Raw genomic sequence first — 23,753 nt, 5'->3', positions numbered from 1 at the left:
TAAGTTACACGTTGTAAGACGCAAGCCCTACATCGTATTACTCGTTTAGTTTAGTCTTGAATTGGATACCAGATCACTAACCAGTTTTTCCTGCGAAGCCTTGTCGCTCAGTTCTTTGCGCAGTACTTTCTCAGCAATATCGAGCGAGAGCGTAACCACTTCTTTTTTCATCTGGGTAACAAGCGCCTGCCGCTCATTCTGCATGGCTTCACGAGCCTGTTCCAGAATACGTTGTCCTTCAGCCGATGCTTTATCCCGCGAATCAGCGACCATTTTGTCGGCAGTTTCTTTTGCGCCACGCAGAATAGCTTCCCGTTCAGTGCGGGCCTGTGCCAGCAGTTTCTCATTGTCGGCTTTCAACGCGGTCATTTCGACGCGTGTTTTTTCGGCCAGATCGAGCGCACTTTGAATATTGTTTTCGCGCTCATGCAAACTATCGGTGATTGGTTTCCAGGCAAATGTGCGAAGGATCAGAAAAAGGCCGAGGAAAACGACTACCTGCCAGAATAATAGACCAAGATCAGGAGTAAGCAAATCCATGGATTTACGATTTACGTGTTTTACGATTTATCTTTAAAAGTGATATGCGTTTACTAAAAACCGCCTATCAATACGCTATTCAATCTTTTGTTTGAAGTTGTCTGCCCATCGGCAACCCCAAATGGGCAGACAGTCTCCGGAAATTTAGCGAGTAGTGGAGCCGGCACCTAATGTAGCCAGCCTACTCAGTTTTAGATGCTGCTGTAGCCAGACCGAATTAAGCGGTAGCTACCAGCAGACAAATAACAGCTGCGAACAGAGCCACGGCCTCGATCAGAGCCGCGATGATCAGCATGGCGGTTTGGATACGACCAGCAGCTTCTGGCTGACGGGCGATACCTTCCATAGCGCTACCACCGATCCGGCCAATACCCAGACCAGCACCAATAGCGGCCAAACCAGCGCCAATAGCAGCACCCATAATGGCAACACTACCTGTGGCTTCTAACAGCAGAGCAAACAACATTGCTAACATAAAACTTGAACTATTTATATAAGTGAAACAAAAGATTGCAAATCGGTCGGCAGTAAATTAATCCACAACAATCTGCAGACTGCCTGCTGCAAACTATCAACTGATCTTAGTGCGCTTCTGCGCCTTCATAACCAATACCATGATCGGCTTCGTGGTGTTCTTCTACTGCGCTACCAATATACATGGCCGTAAGCAGGGTGAAGATAAATGCCTGAAGGAATGCCACCAGCAATTCGATCATATTCAAAAACAAGGTAAAGAACACAACGACCGGGCTAATGGCCAGGCTCGTGCCAGACCCCCCCAAATGGTTGGCCATAAAGATCAGTCCCAGCAAGCTCAAAATAATGATGTGGCCTGCCGTAATGTTGGCAAACAACCGGACCATCAGTGAAATTGGCTTCATGAATACGCCCACAATCTCAACCGGAATCATGATTGGTAAGAGCGCAATGGGAACACCTGTCGGCTTGAGGATGTGCAGCCAATAATGTTTGTTACCACTGAACGTAACGATCAGGAAGGTAATAACAGCCAGTACCAGCGTAACAGCGATGTTACCGGTCAGGTTAGCGGCACCAGGCAACAGACCCAGCAGATTGTTTACCAGGATAAAGAAGAACAGCGTAAGCAGATAAGGCAGAAATTTAGTGTATTTAGGCCCAATGCTTGGCTTGGCAATCTCGTCGCGAACGAACAGAATGATTGGTTCGAGCAATGATTGAATGCCTTTCGGCGCTTTGCCCTTGTTGGTGACGTACCCTTTGCTAACCGCGGGAAAAATCAGTAACAAAATCACCGCACTTAACAGCAGCGACGCTACATTTTTGGTAATCGAGAAATCGTAGATCTTGGCTTCATGATCTACTTTACCGGCTTCATCAACACGATGAATTTTGCCATGCTCCTGCTTGTAACCATTATAGACGGCTTCGCCAGCAAGGTGCGATGAGGAGAAAACTTCCAGCCCCCGATCCTGCGAATACAGAATAACAGGCAATGGTAGCGTAACCCCGTGTGCAAACTCCCAACCGTGTTCATCTTTAATGTGGTGCATGATCATTTCGCCCACATTAAATCCTTCTTTTTTACCATGTGTGCCCGGTACTTCGCCCTCGTGGCCTTCCTCCTGAGCATGTACAAAAGCTAACGAGCTCATAACAAGAGCTATAGCCAACAGAAACTTATTAAATACCGAACTCATCATATGATGTGACAGATCGTTTTTACGAATCGCGTCGCAAGTTACGAGTAAGCCCCCAAATCTCAAAGCCTGTGTAAAATATATATAGTACAAGAAAGTCAAAAATGAACGTTCGGCGTTGATCAATATGCCGGAATAGAAAAAACCCGACAAAAGCAAGGCCAAGGATCAACCGGGCAACCGTTGCGGCCATAAACAATGGAATGAACCGTTCGCGATCCCCTTGTAAACCAGACTCCACCAACCGATGAGTCAGGAATGACACGCTCAGAAAAAAGATCAATAAAATTTTCCAGTCAGGGTGTAACCAGGGTGATACAGAATAGCGCTCGGCTACGAAAAATACAATTGCCAGTATGACGGTGACGATAAATGTTCGAAACATGGAGATGGAGCAAGCGGTATTGGGTCGAAGAAGCTACTTAATCCGAGCGCCTGACTCCCACCCGTTACCAATTATTTTCTTGTCAATTGTCGGATAAATAAATACAAGGAGGCACCGATAGCCGTCAGCGACAACACAATTGTCCAGATAGGTCGTTTGTTATCCTGCCATTCATCCAGTTTTAAACCAACCCAGACACCCAATCCTATAGTGCCAAGCATCTGAAAGGCAATACCGCTGAATTGCACAAAGGAAGTCGTTTTTTCGGCGGCTTTCTTTATCGGATCGTTTCCGGCAGGCTTTTCCGGACGGTTTTCGGAAGGTAATTCAGGATCGTTTTCCACAGAATTCAAGGGTTCTATACTATCTAAAGAGCAAAATTCGTTAATTTGGGCTAACGTTCCATACGGTCAACACAGACTGGAGCGTTTTGAGATACGAGTGACTACGTATTATTTCCGAATGTCCCGCTATTTTCGTAACCGTCCTTTCCTATTATTGTTAACGGTTCTTGCTCTGCTAACCGGTGGGCTGGTTTCATGTTCGCAATACAGCACAAAGCCCATCAGCAAAGGCTATCATAACCTGACGTCCCATTTCAACGCCTACGTTATCGCTCGCGATGAAATCAAGGAAGCTGAATTGATTCTTTTCAAAACCCGGCAGGAAAATTACAATCAGTTATTACCCATCCTACTGCCCGTGGATTCGATGCTGTCGATGCCTGTAAAACCCCAGCTGGACGACGCGATTAAAAAAGCATCCCTTATTCCTGAACGCCATCAAAATAGCAAATGGCTCGATAATGCTTACATTCTGATTGGTCGGGCCCGTTTACTGAAGCAGGATTTACCGAATGCCATTGAAGTTTTCAAGTACGTAAACACAAAAGGAACCAGCGAAGACGACAAACATGAAGCCCTCGTCGGTTTGATGCGAGCTTATACCGAAGCCAGCGACTACACGAACGCATTGAATGTGGCGGAGTATCTGCGTACTCAACCCCTTAACAAGGCAAACACGCGCGACTTTTACCTGACCAAAGCGTACATGCACGAGCGGAAGGGTGAGTTCGTGACCGCAGCCGGTATTCTGGACGCGACTTTCCCGGTTTTAAAAAAGGGCGAATCGACTGCACGTCTCCACCTGATTACGGGTCAATTATACGATTTGTCGGGCGAACCGACCAAGGCAATAGCGCATTACCAGAAGGTTCTGAAATCAAGACCTTCTTATGATCAGTCATTTTATGCGAACCTTTACGCCATTCAAAGCAATGGCCTGACGGGCGATGAGAAACGGTTGGCGCAATCGGCAGAAACGTTCGAGAATATGCTCAACGACCGTAAAAATGTTGACCTGAAAGACAAAATTTACTTTACAATGGGCTTGCTGGAAGCCCGGAATGGCAACTTCGATAAGGCCATTAATTTTTACAGCAAATCGATTCAGGCAGCGGGTTCGAACACGACACAAGTTCCATACACATATCTGGAAATCGGAAAGTTGTATTTTGACAAGAAAACCGACTACGCCAAAGCCAAGGTTTACTACGATAGTGCACTGGCGCTGATGCCGCAGCAATCGCCGGATTATGCGGCACTGGCGACCCGAAAGAAAACGTTGGATGAGTTCGTGCAATACAAAACCACGATCCGTACCGATGATAGTTTGTTACATCTGGCCCAGATGAACCCTGCGGCACTGGACAAACAACTCGAAGATGCCATTACACAGAAAGAAAAAGAAGACAAAGCGCAGGCAGCCCTGGCCCAGCAAATTATAGATAGAGCCGCTAACGGTAATTTCAACTCTGTTCCCGGAGCCACCAATTCAGACCTTCAACCAAACGAACGCTGGGTATTGTATAATCCAGTTGCATCGAGTCAGGGAAGACAGGAATTTTCGGTTCGCTGGGGAAATCGACCCATTGAAGACAACTGGCGCCGTAGTAATAAAGAAGCTTCGGAAGCTATTGCTGGCGTCAATAGCCCGCTTAACGGTGGTACTCCTGCCAATGAAATAAATCCGAATGCTCCCCTGCAACAACAGGATGCTACGAACGCAACAGCACCAACGGGGTCCACAGGTGGGCCTGTTAATGCCCGAAAAGCACAAAAAGATGCCCTCTACGCTAAAATTCCTTTCTCGAAAGAAGCACAGGCACAGGCCAATCAGCGAATAGAAAATGCATTGTATAAGTTAGGGAAGCTCTATAAGTTTCAACTCAATCAACCGGCCGACGCTATTCCAACGTTTGAACAATTGCTAACCCGTTATCCCAATACGCTCCAGAAACCAGAAGTGTATTACCTACTCCACCTGTCGAATGAGCAGCTAGGAAAGACGTCGACCTGGAAAGATAAACTGTTGGCCGAGTATCCAAATACGTCCTATGCACGATTAGCGGGCCGGGCTGTTGCTCAGTCAACCGATAGTGAAGCAAAAGCACTGGCGACTTATACTCAGATTTACGAACTCTATAAAGCCAATAACGTGACTGAAGCGCTGGCTCGTGCCGATAATGCACTAAGTGCGTTTGCTGGTACACAACTGGAAGACAAATTAGCCCTTCTGCGTGTTATATTGGTCGGAAAAGTGCAAACTGTAGATGCCTATCGGCAGTCTCTTAACGAGTTCGTACGTGATTATCCGGCGAGCCCACTACTTCCGCGCGTTAAAGAAATGCTGGCGGCAGCCAATCAGCCAACGGCAACCAGAAAATAAGTTCGTGGTTTTTGAGTTTGTAATCTGATTACTTGACTAAAAAACGACAAACTGATCAACAATAAACACCTACACACCCATAATGATTGAATTTGCTCCCGGTCGCTACCGGACCATTATCAAAAATCTTTGGCGGTATGCATTGCTTGGTCTAGCTATGCTGGTTTTTTACATACTGGCTGTTAGCTACAACTTTCTGTGGTTATTTGGCGGTATGCCTAGTCTGAAAGCCCTCGAAAACCCACAGAGCGACAGAGCATCGGAAGTATATACGGCCGATAATCAACTACTTGGAAAATATTACGTTGAAAACCGGACGCCCGTTGAGATCACTCAGGTTTCACCCAATGTAGTTTCTGCCCTACTGGCTACGGAAGATGCCCGTTTCATTAAACATTCGGGGATCGACCCGCGCTCGTTCTTTCGGGTTATTAAAGGTATCGCTACCGGCAATAGCAGTTCTGGCGGAGGCAGTACCCTTACGCAACAGGTAGCCAAAAACCTGTTCGATACTCGTGGGGAGAAACTTCGTGGTGTATTGGGCAATGTTCCTATCCTTAAAACGGTCATCGAAAAAACAAAAGAATGGATTTTGTCGGTTCGTCTGGAACGGAATTATACCAAACAGGAGATCATGATGATGTACCTGAATACGGTATCATTTGGCAATAACACCTATGGTATAAAAACAGCGGCCAAAACCTATTTTGACAAAGAGCCGTGGAATCTGAATGTTGAGGAAGCCGCTTTGCTTGTCGGTATGCTACAAAACCCCTCGCGCTACGACCCCCGCATTTTCGAAGAGCGTGCTCTTCAACGCCGAAACGTGGTGTTGAGCCAGATGAACCGATACCGATTTCTGAGCGAGGAGCAGTTCGTCACTTATAAGCGTAAGCCGATACAACTTGATTTTAGTATCGAAAACCAGAATACGGGTATGGCAGCCTATTTTCGGTCGGTTATTAAAGAGGATATCAAGGCATTTATCAATCAGTATAATGAAGATAATCCGGAAGCAGAGCTAGACCTCTATACGAGCGGATTGCGCATCCAAACGACGATTGATTCACGCATGCAGGCCTATGCCGAAGAGGCTGTAATGACTAACATGCGTGATCAACAGAAGAAGTTTTACGAACACTGGCGCGGCCGGAATCCGTGGGTCCGAAAAAATCCAAAAACCAAAAAATACGAAGAGTTGCCGGGTTTTATTGAAGCCCGAGCGAAGCAGACAACCCGGTATAAACAACTCAAAGCCGAGTATGGCACCGATGAACAGGCGATTTGGCGTGAGATGCGCAAACCCGTCAAGATGCGAGTGTTTGTTTATGGTGGTCGGCGCAATGAGAAAGATACAACCATGAGTTCGCTGGATTCCATCCGGTATTACAAACGGTTGCTCAACACGGGTTTTATGTCGATGGACCCGCGCTATGGCCACGTAAAAGCCTGGGTAGGCGGTATCAATTTCAAACACATGAAGTTCGATCACGTTCGTCAGGGACGCCGGCAACCGGGGTCTACGTTTAAGCCGTTCGTGTACCTCACGGCTATGGATCAGGGATTCGTTACTCCGTGCAGCCACCTGATCGATCAGCCAACTCTTTTTGCCCACGGAGAAGATAATAACGGCGGCCCTCCCTGGCAGCCACAAAATTCGAACGGGAAGTACAGCTATCGAAGCTTGTCGTTACGGGAGGCACTGGGTCAGTCGATCAATACGGTCAGTGCTCAGTTGATCAAGAAAACCCGTTCTGCTGAAGTAATCGAGTATGCGCATAAAATGGGTATTGTCAGTAAGGATTTACCGCAAAACCCAACCCTTTGCCTGGGAACGGGCGACGTTTCGGTCTACGAAATGGTATCCGCTTACTGCGCCTTTGCTAACGGTGGCATTCGCGTACGCCCAATGCTGATTCTACAGATTTCTGACAAAAACGGAAACGTCCTTAAATCGTTTAGTGCCGATGCTAACCAGGTAATCAGCGCAAATCGTGCCTACGAAATGCTTTATCTTATGCGTGGTGCCGTTGAAGAGCCTAATGGCACTGCCCAGCGTCTTCGGACGCAATACAAGCTCCTGGAGGGCGGCAACGAGATTGCCGCTAAAACGGGTACAACATCGAATTACTCAGATGCCTGGTTTATGGGACTGACTCAGCATCTTGTTTCGGGTTTATGGGTTGGTGGCGACGACCGGTCAATCCACTTCCGGAACATCGAGCTTGGCCAGGGTGGTCGGTTGGCGATGCCTGCCTGGGGTATGTATATGCAGAAAATATATGCTGATCCCTCGTTGGCAAAATACCGCCCGGAGCCCTTCCGTAAACCCAACAATTTTAAAATAGATTGTGGCGGTTATCACATCGACTCCTCTCAGCGTTATATTCCGCCCAAAGTCGTGCCAGAGGATCAGGATGAAATTCTGCAATAACAGAGCTTATCAGCAGACGTGCTACGGTTCTTTAGCACAAAAGCATTAACCGTGGCAAGCCTGTTGGCAACTCTAAATAATATCGTTGGGCCAGCAGGATGCTGGCCCTTTTTAATATAATTCAGCAGGCAACCTTTAGGGTATATTGGTTGTTTTGTATAGCCGCCCGTCCATAATTTGGACTCCCGCGATGACATAATTCTATCCCGACCGAGGTAGACGGTCTCTTAATTTATGCCGGAATTCGATTACAAGCAGGAATTAGCCAAAGTACCTCATGAACCGGGCGTTTATCGGTATTTCGATCTGACGGGTGAGGTTATTTATGTTGGTAAAGCGAAAGATCTAAAGAATCGGGTCAGCAGCTATTTCACAAATTCGAAACAGCACGACCGTAAAACCCTTCGTTTAGTCAGTCAGATTCGTAAAATCGAGTTTACGATTGTCCATACGGAATTTGATGCGTTGCTGCTCGAAAACCAGCTCATTAAACGCTATCAGCCCAAATTTAACATTCTGCTTCGCGACGATAAAACGTACCCGTTTGTTTGTGTTACCAACGAGAATTTCCCTCGGGTAATTACAACCCGGCGCATTGATCGCAAACTAGGCACGTTCTACGGCCCATTTGCGAATCTCAAGCCTATGTATACAGTACTGGATATGTTTAGTCAATTGTTTACGATCCGTACCTGTAACTACAACCTTGCGCCCGAAAATATTGAAGCGGGCAAGTATAAAGTCTGTCTTGAGTATCACATCGGGAACTGCAAAGGCCCCTGTGAAGGCAAACAAACGGAGAGCGAATATGATAAAGACATCGAGCAGGTTCATCACATCCTGAAGGGAAACCTGAAACCGGCACAGGACTATTTTAAAAGTCGGATGGTTGAAGCTGCCAATGATCTCGCTTTTGAGCAGGCTCAGCAGTATAAAGACAAGATGGAGGTCATTCAACGGTTTCAGAGCAAATCAACCGTTGTCAATCCTAAAATCGCCGATGCAGATGTGTTCTCCATCGCTTCCGATGAATCAGCGGCTTACATCAATTTTATGAAGGTCGTTAACGGAACAATTGTCCAGGCACACACTGTAGAAATTAAAAAGAAGCTCGACGAAACGGACCCCGATTTACTGGCTATGTTGATCATCGAGTTTAGGGAACAATACGGCAGTCAGGCCAAAGAGATCATTACAAATATTCCGCTGGATGTCGATTTGCAGGCAGAGGTAACCATTCCGCAGATTGGTGATAAGAAAAAACTGCTCGATATGTCGCTCAAGAATGTGCTGTATTTCCGCCGGGAGCGTCAGGAGCGGGCAGCTTCCGAAGCGACAGCCAATGCGAGCAAAAAAGATCGGGTATTGATCCGCTTAAAGCAGGATCTACAGCTGAAAAATTTACCCAACCGCATCGAATGCTTCGATAACTCCAATATTCAGGGAACAAACCCGGTATCGGCGATGGTGTGCTTTATTGGTGGCAAGCCTGCCAATAGAGAGTACCGGCATTTTTCGATCAAAACGGTTGTTGGCCCGAACGACTTTGCGAGTATGTATGAGGTTGTAACACGCCGTTATACACGTGTGCTGGAAGAGCAAACGGATATGCCCGATCTAATTGTGATCGATGGTGGGAAAGGACAACTCAGTGCCGCCTGCGACGCCCTGAAAGCCCTGAATTTATACGGCAAAGTACCCATTATCGGGATTGCCAAACGGCTCGAGGAAATTTATTTCCCGGAGGATAATCTCCCGCTTTATATCGATAAAAAATCAGAGTCGCTTAAGCTTATTCAGCGTATTCGCGATGAAGCTCACCGATTTGCCATTACCTATCACCGCGATAAACGGAGTCGAAACAGCCTGATCAGCGAGCTGGAAAATGTGGAAGGTATTGGCAAGAAAACAGCAGCCAAGCTTCTCAAGCATTTTAAGGGCGTAACTAAAATCCGTGAAGCTTCTATTGACGAAATGGCCGAAGTTGTTGGCAAAGACCGGGCCCACAAACTAAAAAACTATTTTGATACAATTGAGCAGTAAAAAGTAAAGCGGCTGGAGAGCCGCTTACGATTTATTACCTATAGCATAAAAAAGGCGGGGATGACCCGCCTTTTTTATTAGTACTCCCAAAGACCATGTTCGGTTTCCATGAGTTCGTATTCCGTCTGATACGACTTCATCAAGCCCTCTTTGTCGCCATACATACCGACTAAATCAGTATCACCAGGGTTTGCTACTTTCGTAATACGACCGTAGAACAGCCGCAGATCAAACGCATCGGCGAGGTTTTTATGCTGAGCCTGGTTCTGGGGGTTATACCAGATAAATTTCTTTGGATCACTGCGGAACAGCTTGTCCAGATCTTTGTATTTAAAGGTAGCAAGTGGCGTTTCGACACCAGCTGCATTTTTATCGGAAGGCAGGTAAATAGTTACCGTCTGGATATCGTAGTACAAGCGTGAACGCTTACGGTCGAAAATCCAGTCTTCCTTAATTTCCATAATGTTAAACTCTTTGGCAAAGTATTCATCACCAACGGGAACGGCGGCCACTTTAGCTACGGTATCAGCTTTGGGCGGCTCAACTACTGGCGCAACAACTTTTCCTTTTTTGCCTTTTGAGTTCTTTGCGGTCGTTTTTTTCTTCGGTGCGCCCCAGCCATCATCAGCAGGTTGAGCAGCAGCGGCAGCGGCTGGCTTTTTAGCCCCCCAACCATCGTCAGCAGGTTTTGCCGCAGCTTTAGGATCTTTCTTTTTGGCATCACCCCAGCCATCGTTTGCTCCATTGGCAGTCGTTTCGTTACCGAAACCGGCGGCAATTTCTTCAGCCGATAATTGTGGCGCGGAGTTCGGCATGATCATCCGCTGCTGAAACTTCTCTGGCGTCAATTTCGTCGTTACAGAGTCGTTTTCGTAAGCATCGATCAAGCCAGCTTTTAACGCATCGATCAAATATTTCGATATCTCATTGTTCTTGGAGAACATCGATTGATTCTGTTTCTCTTTGAGGTCGATCCGACGCCAAAGAGTTTTCTTCATCATGATATCATTTTCATTGATCGCCCGAACCGACAGCGCGTTTGTGCCGGTGCTTGCTTTCTCCTGCGCCATTGCTCCTCCACCAGCTACCGCCAGTAATGTGGCGGCCACGGCCATCGTTCTAACTTGTTTCATTGTCAAGTATTTGTTTTTGTCCTTCGTTCCTGTTGATAACGAAAGACTACTTTATTTAGTACGATTAATAAAGCGGAACTGTTTGCTGGGGATTACCCATAGGAACATCGCTGATATCCCCTCTGAAATTACGACGCTGAACACCATCAGCCTGTATCGACAAGCGATCACCGGGCTGTATCTCAGCTGCCAGTGAACCAATTGAACCACCGCCTGGGCCTAAATTTACCTGACCAACTTTACGAGTACCTCGTGCCAGAATAACGGTAATGCCTGTTACCCGGAAATTGGCATCATCGGGCGAATAGTTTCGGAAGCTTTCATCAGCCACGGCCGTAACACGCACACTTCGAGCCTGACCAGCAGGTACACCCCGTGGATCACCTGCTTTTGTACCCCCAACGTAAAACTCTAGCGATGGGCGGGGTACTCTGTTTACACGAAAATCATTTTTACCCAGTAAACTTCCGCCATTACTCACATTAAGCGTGACACGGGCAGCGCTGGGGACAATGGTAATTTTGCCTTTTTCGCCAGACTGAATCACCGAAGCTCCATCAGCCGAAAAGCTTGGATTCCATAATGCGCCTAACTGTGGGCTTTGTACACTTAATTTATTAGCACAGCCTAAGTATAACGGTGGAAATGAACCCGATTCAATTTCGTAGGATGGTTTCGCTACGAAATATTCAGCGGTTAACGGTACAGTTTTCAAACCCGCTGGCGTCTGATAAGCAATCGAGCCAGTCAGCGTACGCTTGGACAAACCATTTTTATCATAAGCGCCACCCTGTGCCGTAAACTCAATGATTCCCTGACCATCCTGGATACGAACCGGACCGCCGTTCAGACTCATCCGTGGCTGGATACCCGACGACGAAGCTGCCAGAAACATCTGCCCTTTAAACTTCGTACCAGCAACAACAACTTTGGAATCCATGCTGAGCATGGCCAGGATCTTGTCAAATTTCACATCCTGTGCACCAACTTTACTGGCGAGAAAATCAAGTACTTCACCCTCAATCCGGCGAACATCGGCTTGTTTCTGGCTCAATACGGCCAGTGCTGCTGGTATTGGTGTTTGAGCAAAGTTAAGTTCAGCAAAATCTTTCCGGCGCTGGTCTGGCGACCGATTAGCAATTGGATCGTCTTTGCCATCCATAGCCATCGGAGCGTATTTTGTAGACGAATATTTAGAAATATTTTCTATATATCCGTTCAACTGATCTTTCAATTTGAAAGCGGCTCCTTTACGATTGGTGCCGATCATTACTTGAGCTACACTTTCTTCTTCACTCAGGTTCTTAATATTACCAGACTCATCACGGCCACCACCGGCTTCAACGATCTGGTCTTTCAGTTTATCCATTTCACCGACAATCTCGGTGGTCAATTTCCGAACATCATCGGCCTGTTTGACGATTGCCAGATCGGTTGCCCGATTCCCTGATTTCTCAACCGTCGCCCGGATGTTGTCAAATGTTGACTGGTTAACCTTACTGACAGCCCCTGTTGACTGCTCTAAGCTGTTATTGATTAATACGAATTTTTCCAGAATAGCCGACGTAACCTGCAATGCCAATAACGCGGTCAATACCAGATACATCATCCCGATCATCTTCTGACGGGGTGTCTCTTTAGTGCCTGCCATAAATTATGGTAGAAAACGGGGGTTAGTTATTTGGGTTATAATTTACGGTTTATAGTACCGGTTGTTTACTATTGATACAACCATGAACTACAAACCGTAAACTAGCCAACTGATTTTAGTTACCACGCATGGCAGTTAACATACTGCCGTATACGGTGTTAAGCGACGCCAGATTACCTGTCAGCTTTGCCATTTCGCTCTTGAACTGCTGGGCATCACGGCTAGCATCAGACATATTTTCCATCGCAGTAGTCAGGCTACCATAAAAGGCGTTCATAGCCTTAAGATGTTTATTCGCATCCTGCAATTCCAGTTCGTATACAGCGTTTAGTGCACCCATATTTTTGGTCACTTTCTGGAATTGATCCCGATAATCTTTAGCGTCGGTAGTAGCATCGGCCATTGAGTTCATGGCCGTAATGGCGGTACCATATGACTTATTCATCTCGCTGATCGAGCTTGAAGCAGACTTAACGTTACGAGCGTAATCGTTCGTAGCGACAGTTGCGTCGGTGAGGTCGCTCAGTTTCGAAACAGTATCATTCAAATTGCGAAAGCCTGAACCAAGGCGCTCAAACACATCAGGCGTTACTTTAGCCTGTGCCAGCATCTGGTCCATATTACCTGTCAGACCATTTGCCTGGGGTGCTGGTTTCCGGGCTTCTCCTTTATAATCTTCAGCCAGTTCTGGATAAACGCGCTCCCAGGCATAGCCATCACCCGCCGTAGCAGGATTGGTGAAACTCTGAATAGCGTATAATAAGAAGATAACAACTTCAGTTAACAGACCAGCCGTTAATAGCCAGCCAAATTGTTCGTTGTGAGTAATCTTTGCCCAAGCACCTGCGATTACGACGGCGGCTCCGGCACTATAAATGGTTGGTACTAAACGATCCCAAAAGAAATTCGTGGACTTTTCTGCTGCCATGATAAGCGATTTGGTTGGAATAGGTAACTAACTTTTGTGGTTAAGACTTGTGTACTCTGAGCAATTGAACGCAGACAATCAACACTGGACGTTATTTCTAACGTCCAGTATCCAGCGTTAATTACGAATTAGGCTTTCTTAGCTGACGCTTTTTTGCTGCTTTTACTCTTACTGCTACCACCAACGCGGCCACCACGACCCGATGCAGCACGTCCTTCGAGGTTATCCATTACACAGCGGAAACCTATATACGAACGTTTCTGGTCTTCATATTCGTAGTAACGTGTACCTGTTTCGAGGTAGTAAGCAATGTCTTTCCAGGAACCACCCCGAACAACTTTACGAGGTTCATCGGCATTCTGGTTATCCGGGTTCATATCCCAAACAATGGCGTTTGAGTTATCGGCATAGGCATCCCGGCACCATTCAGCTACGTTACCAGCCATGTTGTATAGACCGTAATCATTTGGGCTGTAGGCTGTGGCAGGAGCGGTATAGGGATAACCATCCGCATCGAAATTACCACGCTGTGGTTTGAAGTTAGCTAAGTAGCAACCTTTCCCATTGGCCACGTAGGGGTTTCCCCAGGGATATTTCGCCCCGCTTTTTCCGCCACGGGCAGCCCATTCCCACTCAGCTTCCGACGGGAGCCGGAACCCGAACGAACGATAGCCACCTTCTTTAGTGCGGAAATCATCGAGTGTGTTGGTACGCCACTGGCAAAAGTGCTTGGCAGCGATCCAGCTTACGCCAACTACCGGATAGGTATCGAAGGCCGGGTGCGCATAATAATGCTCCAGCATCGGGTCACCGTTGTGGTAGGTGAAGTCATTTTTCCAGACAGTTGTATCAGGATAATACTTCGCCATGATTTCCTCCTCCCCTAATACGGAGACAGAGTCGGCCAGCAGTGCATTGACATACTGCCGGTATTCATGGTTCGATATTTCGGCATCGTCCATATAGAACGAACTGATGGTTACCTGCCGGTTCATATTAATTTGAGTAGCCGCCACGTCTTCGTCAGCCTGCCCCATGATAAACGAACCCGAAGGAACCAGCACCATTCCGTATGGAGTTGGTTGCTTCCAACCTTTACGACCTGTGGCCGTAATTTCTCCATTCGTAACACCGACTTCTCCTCCTTTGCCGTCTTTACCACCGAACTTTGACTTAATAAAGCCGCAACCTTGCATCAGCAGAATTACTGCTGCGACCATCACCACCCGGGTTGCGTTGGCTGTAAACCAGTTGTACTTCATCATTATAAGACTTTTTACCTTCTTCTTGTGCGAGACCAGACTAAAAACGAAAATCCGTTTGGTTATTGTATGTAGAATTTTCTTTACGAAGAATTTCTCAAAAACGTTGCTTCATTAATTCACTCAATAGCGCATTTTCACACTTTTTAACTAAACCTACTTTCTTCAAAAATACACTGCTATTCCTAAACTGCCTAACAAGAATACTGCCAAAATGCTAGTCTTTATTATCCGTTGCCAGAAACCTTGAACAATCCTGTTAAATATTAAATTAATACCGAAAGCGAGGAGTCCGTATAATAGGTTTCTTTCGTGGATCGGGCGCCGGGAGTGCATAGCCTATCATAAATTCGTGTGACGTTGCACTTTTAGCACTAGCTCCAAGCACCAGATCAACCGAGTAGCCTACGCGCAATGCGTTGTTTCGCATCAGATTGATGCCAACCGTAGCCATGGCTGCATCCTGGTATCGATAGCCAACACCAGCCCAGATCCGGTTGTCGTACGTGCCCACTAAATTGATGGTTGCCGTTGAGTTCCGTATTCCTCCCAAGGTAGCGTATTGAATCAGAATAGATGGCTGTATGTCAATATCATAGCCTATTCCTAATCGATAGCCAGCGCTCAGATAAGCGCTTGGGTAGAGCGGGTTGGTAGAACGATCAGTACCTATTTGATACGGTGCCTTATTGATGTGATTAACGCTTACGCCAATCCAGTAGTCAGTCGTGTTGTAATAAACGCCAGCACCAATATCCGGCTTAGCCTGTCCGATCCGACCGGTTGGAATCAGCGGATCGCCTGCATCACTTGGTCTAAGCACACCATAGTCGTAGCCTTTATTGAAAAGCCCGGCCTGAACCCCAAATGCCAGTGTACCGCTCTTCAATGCCAATCTATAGGCATAAGATAATTGTACTGATTGATTGTAGTTTGGCCCAACCTTATCATTCAACAGGTAGATGCCTATGCCGCTCTTAATGCGTGCCAGTGGCATGTTGAATGATAAAATCTGGGAGTTCTGAGCTCCTCCCGGATCAGAATTACCCGTTGTCTGATAGCCAAGATACTGGGTTCTCTGCGTGAGTTGTATTCGTGACACTCCCTCTGACCCGGCGGCTGCCGGATTATAATAGAGCGGATTGTACATATACATACTAAGCTGAGGTTCCTGTTGGGCAAAAACCGACTGAGCGGTAAGCATCAGTAGCAGGAAGGCAAAAAAGTAAAAAGTGCGAATCATACAAGCAAAGAAAAAAGAACCTGTGCCAAGGCCTCTTGGCCTATTACGACACGCATCGGTACGTTCGTTGCAACCGTACGATGCAGTTTACAAATAAACGCCGAAACTGCTACTTTATTGAACCAGAAAAATAAAGGTTGGTTGTCGAAAAAGGACCAAAAATGTCCTGATTTCAACAACCAACCTCACAAAAGTGCCAACTGTTTATGAATTGTTAGCCTTTTTAATATACAGATCAAGCGCACCTGTCATTGAAGGAGCGTTTGGCAATGGTGCTTCGATGTCAAGGGTAAGCCCGGCATCTGTCACTGCTTTTGCCGTAGTGGGGCCAAAAGCAGCCATTCGTGTGCCATTCTGCTTAAACTCCGGGAAGTTCGTCATCAGCGATGCTACACCCGATGGACTGAAGAAGGCAATGATATCGTAACTAGTGATATCCAGATCAGACAAATCAGTCGGCACAGTTTCATACATAACTGCCTCCGTAAAATGCAGGCTACTGGTATCCATGAACTCAGGAATATCGTTGCGCCGAATGTTGGAACATGGAAACAGGAACTTCTCGTTCTTGTGTTTCTTGATCAGATCGAACAGCTCGGTCGCGGTTTTTGTGCCGTTAAAAATTTTTCGCTTTCGGATAATGATGTATTTCTGGAGGTAATTAGCCGTCTGTTCCGAAATACAGAAGTATTTCATGTCGGCAGGAACCTCGATACGGCCTTCCTGGCAAATACGAAAGAAATGGTCGATCGCATTCCGGCTGGTAAAAATAATGGCTGTATGATCCAGAATATTGATTTTCTGGCGACGAAAATCTTTAAACGATACACCCTGTATCTGAATAAATGGCCGGAAATCAATCTGAATATTGTACTTGCTGACTAAGTCAAAATAAGGAGATTTTTCGTCGGCAGGGCGGGATTGGGTCACTAGCAGCCGGTTAACCTTCGTCAGCCGGTCTTGGGTGGATTGCATGCTGGTCTCGTTCATTGAATCTCAACTCGTTTCAATAGTCAGTTCTGAGTTTATAGCACTGGCTTATAATTGACCAGAAAACCAACCATAAACCACAACCATAAACTGTAAACCACTCTCACAGCGCGAAACGAAGGCCTATGATGAGTGGAATCAATTCAACGATGCAAAGGTACGAAAATAAATACAGATTTTTGATAGGTTCCTGACTACGGATGACAATGTATAGAAAGGCTAATCGCATCAGGTAAAACACCAGGACGGGCAATAACAGCGCACTTTCAGACCAGGTCATACTAGCCGTGTTGTAGGCAATAACAACTAAAAGTAACGTCAGTGCCGTAAAGAACAGCATCGACGACTGAAGCACCTTGAAAAAATGGATATTAATGATGCTCTGTAGTTTATATAACCCACCAAGCACCTCCAGGGCGATGTATTTACCCATTAGTACAATAAAGGCAAGCCCGCTTAATACGATAAACTCCCCTAACACCGAGCCCAGATTCTGCGCTCCCAACAGGCGCCGGGATACAAATACATCGAGATTACGGCTTTGTACGAATACAATTAAATAAGCAACAACAAAACTTAAATTAAGAATAAACAGCACATTAGTGCTACTCAGAGGCCGATTGATCAAAAAAGACTCCTCCTGCGCCCGAAGTGACAATAAATCACGCAGGCTATAAAATCGAAGAAACGCCCTGTGATAGAATGAAAACAGGAACGCATGGCTTGCTAATAAAAACAGTAAGCCTAAGCCGAAAAAATTATCATAAACCGAAAACGTACGCGGTCGTACACTCAGGTTATCATCACGCAGGACAACCAGTTTCTGCGTAGCTGACTTAGGGTAGCCAATAAACAGGCGTTTGTCATTCAGACCCGGCGCACCATACAGTGTCAGAAAAACTTCCGGCTGGCGATAAACACGATACAGGCTGTCGATACTGAATACTGACCACTCGCCTGCCCGAAGTTTCCGTTTCAGGGATGCGTTGATAAACAGATACCCATCCTGTTTGGTCGAAATAAGAAGATTGTAGTGTCGATTACTTTCCAGGTCGATATAGGTACTTAACGCTGTTTGGTCAGCGTGCTGCTCAACGATATAGGGCACGTATGCTTTAGCGGCCTCATCGTATACCTGAAAATCATCGTGAAAATCATGAACCGGATAATACTGGTTGGCCGGTCCAATTCCTTCTGTGCGGGACTGTGCAAAAACGGCTGTAACAAAGAGTGCCGCACAGAATGTTGAAAGAGCGAAAGAGCGAAAAAATGTCATGGCAGGTACTCGTATCCAGTTTAGCCAGCCTTTTTTCCCTCTATCGCTCTTTTGCACTTTCAACATCCGTTGCGGCACTCTTTATGGCCCGTTAAATCAATTTTTCCCCAATGCCTTCAGCATGGTATCACCAATGAGAGCGGGCGACTCAACAACGTGAATGCCACACTCACGCATGATAGCCATTTTAGCCGATGCGGTATCGTCGGCTCCGCCAACAATCGCTCCGGCGTGTCCCATCCGACGTCCTTTCGGAGCTGTTTGTCCGGCAATAAAACCCACAACAGGTTTGCGGTTGCCGTCGGCCTTAATCCAGCGAGCGGCTTCGGCTTCCATTCCTCCACCAATTTCGCCGATCATGACGATGGCTTCGGTTTCTGGATCGTTCATCAGCAATTCAACAGCCTGCTTGGTTGTTGTGCCAATGATTGGGTCACCCCCAATACCGATCGCTGTGCTTTGCCCTAGACCGGCTTTAGTAAGCTGGTCAACCGCTTCATAGGTCAGTGTTCCTGATTTGGAAACGATACCAATGGTTCCTTTCTTGAAAATGAAGCCGGGCATAATCCCAACTTTACATTCCTCCGCCGTCATAACACCAGGGCAGTTTGGACCAATCAACCGAGTGTCTTTATCGGTAAGGTAGTTTTTCACCGCTACCATATCTTCCGTCGGAATGCCCTCGGTAATGCAGATAATCACCTTGATACCTGCTTCAGCAGCTTCCATAATGGCGTCAGCAGCAAAAGCGGGTGGTACAAAAATGATGGACACATCGGCCTCAGCCTGATCAACAGCTTGCTGAACGGTATTAAAAACGGGCCGATCGAGGTGAGTCTGTCCACCTTTGCCGGGCGTAACTCCACCAACGACATTGGTACCATATTCGATCATCTGCTGAGCATGGAAACTGCCCTCCGAGCCGGTAAAGCCCTGGACGATAACTTTGGAGTCCTTGTTAACTAAAACACTCATGACGGTTAGTAAATCGTTGGCGATGCGATTGAATTTGACACAGGATTAACAGACGACTGAAGAAAGATCTGAACAATTTTCGTCTTTTTTCTTTCGTCTGTTAATCTTGCATCATTGAATAAGTTGGGCAAAAGTAGCCGAATCTTCGTAAATTACGTGATGATTTTTTCGCACATTCTCTCAGGCTCTATTCTGGCCGGAACGGGCGTTGGGGTGTTCTGGCACTTTTTTCAGCGGGTAAGCATATATAATCGGCTTTTATGGGGTTTTTTCTTACTTACCGTTTCGCTGGCGGCCGTGATTGGTATTTTCCATTATGCAGGCAATGAATCGCTTGAGCCTCTTCATCACTCAATGGTCGTTCTATCCGATAGTCTGGGTGTTGTTTGTGCGGTAGTAGGCGTTTGGGGATTACTTAACCGGCGCGTCTATTCGATAACGACTTTTATAACAACCATGCTATTTGGTCTGTTTGTCTTTATCCTTCTACTCCTGCCCGAGGTTCGTATTTTCACGCCAGTCGTGCCATCGCTCGCTATTCTCGTACTGATGCTGCTTGCTGTCTTTTCCTTACTCCAACGCAATAAACGCGGTCTTTGGATTGTTCTGGCGGCTATGATGATGGGGCTTGCAACGAAGGCTCAATCACTGGAATCGTTTTTTCATCCGACCGATTTTTATCATTACGCCAGCGCATTAGCTCTTTGGTTCTTTGGCAAAGCGGCCCAACGGTAACCTGGTTTTATGACAACTGATTGCTTCAGATCATTGGGGACCTGTTTTCTTTAGCCCCGCTTTAACCAATTGGCTCGTCAAACAGTTACCAATCCACAAAACGCAACGAACGTGGATTTACTGGAACTGGCACACGACCCGATCAAGGCAGCAAAGGCAGCCCGGCTCGTGTATATGAACGACACAATGCCCGGTATCAGTCGGCGAAAAACCGGCGATCATTTCACTTATTTTGATGCAAACGGACAGATCATCAGCGACGATGAAACACGGGAGCGTATCCACAAACTGGTTTTGCCCCCAGTCTGGGAACATGTCTGGATTAGCCCGAAAGCGAATGGGCACCTACAGGCAACTGGTATCGACACAAAAAACAGGAAACAATATCGCTATCACGCCAACTGGAACAAGATCCGGAGTGAAACGAAATTTTTTCGAATGGCCGCTTTTGGCGAAGCGCTTCCCAGGCTTCGCGCTCGACTGGATCAGGATTTGGCGCATCGATCGTTGGCTCGCGAAAAAGTAATCGCTATTGCGTTGAGCGTAATGGAACAAACCCTGATTCGGATAGGGAATGCGGCCTATGAAAAAGAATATGGTTCTTATGGCTTAACAACCCTCAAAAACCGGCACGTTAAGGCAGTAGGCAGTGACGTACGATTTAGTTTCAAAGGCAAAAAAGGTATTTATCACGATATTACGCTCCATGACCGGCGATTATCCCGGCTGGTAAAAGCCTGCCGCGATATTCCGGGCAAAGAGCTATTTCAGTATTTCGACGAAGCGGGCAATCGTCACTCCATCGACTCCGGGATGGTGAATGAGTATCTTCATGAAACAATGGGTGACGATTTTTCAGCAAAGGATTTCCGCACCTGGGCCGGAACAGTCAATGCACTTCGGCTGCTCATTGAACTGGAACCTTGCGAATCAGAGAAAGAATTAAAGAAAAACGTTAATACCGTACTCGATGAAGTATCACTGAAACTGGGCAATACGCGCACGGTCTGCCGCAAACATTATGTTCATCCGCAGATTCTGGAATCGTACGAATGCAGGGATTTAAACCCATACATCGAACAAAAAAACCGATTCCGGCAAACGAGTCCTCATGGCCTGGATGGCGCCGAAAAGCTCTTATTAAAATTCCTGAACGATCAGGTCAAGAGCGTTATCAAAGACTCATCAGTTAAATAGACAGTTTACTGATTATCAACCACATAACTTCATTTTACTGCCTTTACCCATTTAGTTTTTTTGCACCGCTGACACGAAGAGTGGTCAACAGATGCGCTAAATGTCTTTACATGACCACACGCACAACAGGCATAATCACCCGGTTGTGGAATGCTTTCTGCATGACGCTTCAATTCATTGGGTAGAATCGGCAATCCGGGCCGGACATCATTTTCTTTAAATGTGAACAAACTGAGCTGACCATTTGGCTCCAGAATAGCCGTGCGCACCTGTCCCAGCTGTTCAACACCTTCTACCCGCAAATCAGAAAATAACTCCTCCAGCCCCAGGTCCTCCTGATCAAAATTCTCGGTTAAAATACAGCCGTTTTCAATCACATAAACGGGTTTGCCTTCCAGAAGGGTTCTAACAGTTTTATTACGGTCACTGATGTATGTTGCCAGTTTGTAGCACCCCATTATCACCAGAAAGACGACTACGGCCGAAGCCAGCGGCACATCATGGTAGAACATGGGATCACCAGCGGCCGAGCCAAGGCCAATCAGCAATACCAGTTCGTAGATAGATAATTGGCGCACCTCCCGCTTCCCCGATACGGTCAAGGCTGCCAACACGACCAAAAACATAAAGACGGTTCGGAACGCAACCTCGCCAAGATACGTCCAGGGAAATTCATGAATAAAAATACGCTCCCAGTCAAACGGCTGAACAGGTTCTGGCTTCATAGTGAAGTGGGAAATAGGTGGTAAGGCTCTAAGCGAAAGTTCTGACTCATTAGCCGATTATTTATTCTCGGGAGCATTGTCCTTTCGCACTTTTATGCTTCGTTTTAGAGCCCACTCTTCAGCTTTGGCGGTTGCAATGGCTATCGCTTTTGACTCATCAGCACCTTCCGTGAGCAAAGCATTGGCAATATCGATGGCTTTGTTGCGCACCGGAGCCATAAAATTCCTGAGTGAGGCAGGGTACTCTTTTTTTGTGTAGGGCATACTGCGTGAGCGTTAGTTAATAAGTTGCCGTTAACTTAATTAACTAACGCTCAATCGAGCAGACTGTTTGTATTTACTGCCCCAGCTCCTGGGAAATGGTACTGCTAAGCCGAAGTAATTCAATTTCAGCCGCTTTAGCATTGAATTCGGCTTCAATTAATCGAGTCTGTGCATCGATGGAGTTCCGCTGTACATCGCGGAATTCAACGAATGTAGAGTTCCCAATCCGGTAGCGATCATACGCAATATCGACGTTCTGATTTGCCAGCTGGTTATTCAATACCTCCAGATTCAACAGTTTCAGGCTATTCTGGTAAGCCTGGAAGGTTTGCGTAAGTGCGAGCTGGAGCTGCAATCGCTGGTTGCTTTCCTGATCTTTAGCAATAACCGTATTGATGCGGGCATTCTGAATTTGTCGCTTCAGGTTATAGCCATTAAAAATTGGAATTGAAGCCGTAATCAGGTAGTTAAGTGACCCCGTACGGCCTGTACTGACCCCAAAACCGCCCTGATTATCCTGAAGCTGATAACTATAGCCTGTCTGTGCCGTAACCAAAGGGAGTTGCTGTGCAGATGCCAGCCGAACATTCAGATCAGCGATCGTGCGGTTCAATACAGCCGAAACCAGCAGCGGGTTATTGGTATTCAGCGACTGCTCAAGCGATGCCAGTTCCAGATTCGGCCGAACAATGATCGTATCACGAACCGCAAACTCGGCGAGTGGTTCACGCACAAGCTGCGTATTCAAGAGGGTTTTTGCATTGCGCAATGACTGCTCCTGCGCAATTAGAGCAGCACTATCGGTATTATAGTCTACCTGAGCACTCAAAAAATCGACTTTCGAGCGCGTACCTACTTCATAGTTGGCACGTGCCAGTTCAAGCCGTTCTCTGGAGATGTCGAGTGCCTGACTAAATGCAATTAACCGCTGCAACTGCCTGACTACGTCGTAATAACTCGTTGCGATACTGGCAACGGTGGCTTCTATATTAGCCCTGGTCGTTACAGAGCTGATCTGCAATATCTGGCTAAGTTGCGTATATGTGGTTGACCGTGCATACCCGTTAAAAACCGTATAGTTCAGGTTCATCGCGAGGTTAGTTGTCCGGTTAAACACACCGTGGACCTCCTGAGGAGGGCGAAGACCATCGAGATACGTTTGCCGAAAGCTCTGTAGGTTACCACTTGTGTTGCCATTAAACAACAGAGAAGGCAGATAACCCGCGTTACCTTTCGAGAAGTTATTACGAGCAATCTGCTCCTGCGACCGGTTAATCTGAATCTGGTAATTCTTGCCTATGGCTTGTTCGATGGCCTGCGAGAGTGTTAATACCTCACCCGGCTGCGGGATAGTAGCAACCGTAAAGGTGCGTTGCTGGGCGCGTTGAATAGCGTTTTGAGGTTGTTGAGCAAGGGCCGAAAAAGGAAGGCAAATAAAAAGAAACCAACTGCTGAGCTTCATTGAATTAAGGTTGACAACGACGATTATGACAAAAATACGAGAATCTGCGATTAGCTGGTTGGGTTATCAACTTTCCTTTAATTTGCATCTTTCCCAATCATCCA

Annotated in this window: 21 protein-coding genes; 5 read left to right on the top strand and 16 right to left on the bottom strand. The window is 46.6% G+C overall.

The features are described from left to right. Positions 1-45 precede the first annotated feature (45 nt). From GJR95_RS21650 to GJR95_RS21630, 5 genes are all read right to left on the bottom strand, one after another. Complete coding sequence (locus GJR95_RS21650) at positions 46-540, bottom strand: F0F1 ATP synthase subunit B (protein ID WP_162387841.1); 495 nt, start codon at positions 538-540, stop codon at positions 46-48. Positions 541-757: 217 nt separating this feature from the next. Then, positions 758-1,015, bottom strand: a complete 258-nt coding sequence (atpE, locus tag GJR95_RS21645) for an ATP synthase F0 subunit C (protein ID WP_162387840.1) — start codon at positions 1,013-1,015, stop codon at positions 758-760. A 106-nt stretch (positions 1,016-1,121) separates the two neighbouring features. Next, positions 1,122-2,222 (bottom strand): F0F1 ATP synthase subunit A, encoded by a 1,101-nt coding sequence (gene atpB / locus GJR95_RS21640; protein ID WP_162387839.1) that lies wholly within the window; start codon positions 2,220-2,222, stop codon positions 1,122-1,124. Between the two features lie 19 nt (positions 2,223-2,241). Next, positions 2,242-2,604 carry a hypothetical protein gene (locus GJR95_RS21635; protein ID WP_162387838.1) on the bottom strand — a complete coding sequence of 121 codons (363 nt, stop codon included), beginning with the start codon at positions 2,602-2,604 and terminating at the stop codon, positions 2,242-2,244. A 71-nt stretch (positions 2,605-2,675) separates the two neighbouring features. Beyond that, positions 2,676-2,948: an AtpZ/AtpI family protein gene (locus GJR95_RS21630; protein WP_162387837.1), complete on the bottom strand. Its 273-nt coding sequence runs from the start codon at positions 2,946-2,948 to the stop codon at positions 2,676-2,678. 118 nt (positions 2,949-3,066) lie between these two features. On the opposite strand from GJR95_RS21630, the gene porW reads away from it, so the two are divergent. From porW to uvrC, 3 genes are all read left to right on the top strand, one after another. Then, entirely contained in the window at positions 3,067-5,331 is a 2,265-nt protein-coding gene (gene porW / locus GJR95_RS21625; RefSeq protein ID WP_162387836.1) for a type IX secretion system periplasmic lipoprotein PorW/SprE, read from the top strand. Between the two features lie 82 nt (positions 5,332-5,413). Next, on the top strand, positions 5,414-7,765 hold the full coding sequence (locus GJR95_RS21620; protein WP_162387835.1) for a penicillin-binding protein 1A: 2,352 nt from the start codon (positions 5,414-5,416) through the stop codon (positions 7,763-7,765). 234 nt (positions 7,766-7,999) lie between these two features. Further along, the gene (uvrC, locus tag GJR95_RS21615; protein ID WP_162387834.1) at positions 8,000-9,808 is read left to right on the top strand and encodes an excinuclease ABC subunit UvrC; all 1,809 of its coding nucleotides are present in this window, start codon (positions 8,000-8,002) and stop codon (positions 9,806-9,808) included. A 77-nt stretch (positions 9,809-9,885) separates the two neighbouring features. Here the strand turns inward: uvrC and porN are convergent, their stop codons facing one another. The 8 genes from porN to sucD all read right to left on the bottom strand — a co-directional run bounded on the left by porN (position 9,886) and on the right by sucD (position 19,266). Next, complete coding sequence (gene porN, locus GJR95_RS21610; RefSeq protein WP_162387833.1) at positions 9,886-10,941, bottom strand: type IX secretion system ring subunit PorN/GldN; 1,056 nt, start codon at positions 10,939-10,941, stop codon at positions 9,886-9,888. A 64-nt stretch (positions 10,942-11,005) separates the two neighbouring features. After that, positions 11,006-12,592, bottom strand: coding sequence for a type IX secretion system motor protein PorM/GldM (gene porM / locus GJR95_RS21605; protein WP_162387832.1), 1,587 nt, complete (start codon positions 12,590-12,592; stop codon positions 11,006-11,008). Between the two features lie 115 nt (positions 12,593-12,707). Continuing rightward, the gene (gene porL, locus GJR95_RS21600; protein ID WP_162387831.1) at positions 12,708-13,520 is read right to left on the bottom strand and encodes a type IX secretion system motor protein PorL/GldL; all 813 of its coding nucleotides are present in this window, start codon (positions 13,518-13,520) and stop codon (positions 12,708-12,710) included. 128 nt (positions 13,521-13,648) lie between these two features. Next, on the bottom strand, positions 13,649-14,785 hold the full coding sequence (porK, locus tag GJR95_RS21595; protein ID WP_162387830.1) for a T9SS ring complex lipoprotein PorK/GldK: 1,137 nt from the start codon (positions 14,783-14,785) through the stop codon (positions 13,649-13,651). 268 nt (positions 14,786-15,053) lie between these two features. After that, positions 15,054-16,025 carry a PorP/SprF family type IX secretion system membrane protein gene (locus tag GJR95_RS21590; protein WP_162387829.1) on the bottom strand — a complete coding sequence of 324 codons (972 nt, stop codon included), beginning with the start codon at positions 16,023-16,025 and terminating at the stop codon, positions 15,054-15,056. Positions 16,026-16,229: 204 nt separating this feature from the next. Continuing rightward, positions 16,230-17,015 carry a uroporphyrinogen-III synthase gene (locus tag GJR95_RS21585; protein WP_162387828.1) on the bottom strand — a complete coding sequence of 262 codons (786 nt, stop codon included), beginning with the start codon at positions 17,013-17,015 and terminating at the stop codon, positions 16,230-16,232. 103 nt (positions 17,016-17,118) lie between these two features. Continuing rightward, entirely contained in the window at positions 17,119-18,357 is a 1,239-nt protein-coding gene (locus tag GJR95_RS21580; RefSeq protein WP_317167011.1) for a DUF4271 domain-containing protein, read from the bottom strand. 30 nt (positions 18,358-18,387) lie between these two features. Next, positions 18,388-19,266 (bottom strand): succinate--CoA ligase subunit alpha, encoded by an 879-nt coding sequence (gene sucD, locus GJR95_RS21575; RefSeq protein WP_162387826.1) that lies wholly within the window; start codon positions 19,264-19,266, stop codon positions 18,388-18,390. Positions 19,267-19,425: 159 nt separating this feature from the next. Here sucD and GJR95_RS21570 point away from each other — a divergent pair, with 159 nt between their 5' ends. Continuing rightward, on the top strand, positions 19,426-20,001 hold the full coding sequence (locus GJR95_RS21570; protein ID WP_174260216.1) for a DUF6962 family protein: 576 nt from the start codon (positions 19,426-19,428) through the stop codon (positions 19,999-20,001). A 111-nt stretch (positions 20,002-20,112) separates the two neighbouring features. Further along, the gene (locus GJR95_RS21565) at positions 20,113-21,198 is read left to right on the top strand and encodes a DNA topoisomerase IB (RefSeq protein WP_162391810.1); all 1,086 of its coding nucleotides are present in this window, start codon (positions 20,113-20,115) and stop codon (positions 21,196-21,198) included. A 29-nt stretch (positions 21,199-21,227) separates the two neighbouring features. Here GJR95_RS21565 and GJR95_RS21560 read toward each other — a convergent pair whose 3' ends face one another. From GJR95_RS21560 to GJR95_RS21550, 3 genes are all read right to left on the bottom strand, one after another. Further along, positions 21,228-21,923, bottom strand: a complete 696-nt coding sequence (locus tag GJR95_RS21560; protein WP_162387825.1) for a DUF421 domain-containing protein — start codon at positions 21,921-21,923, stop codon at positions 21,228-21,230. Positions 21,924-21,980: 57 nt separating this feature from the next. Beyond that, positions 21,981-22,187: a DUF2188 domain-containing protein gene (locus tag GJR95_RS21555; protein ID WP_162387824.1), complete on the bottom strand. Its 207-nt coding sequence runs from the start codon at positions 22,185-22,187 to the stop codon at positions 21,981-21,983. Between the two features lie 73 nt (positions 22,188-22,260). Further along, positions 22,261-23,649 (bottom strand): TolC family protein, encoded by a 1,389-nt coding sequence (locus GJR95_RS21550; protein WP_162387823.1) that lies wholly within the window; start codon positions 23,647-23,649, stop codon positions 22,261-22,263. Positions 23,650-23,753: the final 104 nt, after the last annotated feature.

It is taken from the genome of Spirosoma endbachense, assembly GCF_010233585.1.
Classification (GTDB): domain Bacteria; phylum Bacteroidota; class Bacteroidia; order Cytophagales; family Spirosomataceae; genus Spirosoma; species Spirosoma endbachense.
This window is presented reverse-complemented; position numbering and strand designations above follow the sequence as displayed.